The 365-nt window shown below is 55.3% G+C and carries 1 protein-coding gene; it reads right to left on the bottom strand.

Annotated features, from left to right (window positions below):
• Positions 1–365: GTP-binding protein (locus PGQ95_RS26410; protein WP_260619769.1), on the bottom strand; the 365-nt coding region annotated here is incomplete at both ends.

The following is a 365-nucleotide window of genomic DNA, read 5'->3' as shown; positions in this document are numbered from 1 at the left end:
ATGTAAGAATCCAGGAAGCCAGCCAGTTCGATGATTTTCGCTTCCCACTCTGCGTCGCCTTCCAGCGCTTTCAGAGCAGAACCACGAACGATCGGAGTGTCGTCGCCCGGGAAATCGTACTGAGACAGCAGTTCACGAACTTCCATCTCAACCAGTTCCAGCAGCTCTTCGTCATCAACCATGTCGCATTTGTTCAGGAACACGATGATGTACGGAACGCCTACCTGACGACCCAGCAGGATGTGCTCACGAGTCTGCGGCATCGGGCCGTCAGTCGCAGCAACAACCAGGATCGCGCCATCCATCTGAGCAGCACCGGTGATCATGTTTTTAACATAGTCGGCGTGGCCCGGGCAGTCTACGTG

It is taken from the genome of Klebsiella sp. 141240 (assembly GCF_050600805.1).
Lineage (GTDB): Bacteria > Pseudomonadota > Gammaproteobacteria > Enterobacterales > Enterobacteriaceae > Klebsiella > Klebsiella aerogenes.
Note: the sequence above shows the minus strand (reverse complement) of the source record. Positions and strands in the feature narration are given on the sequence as shown.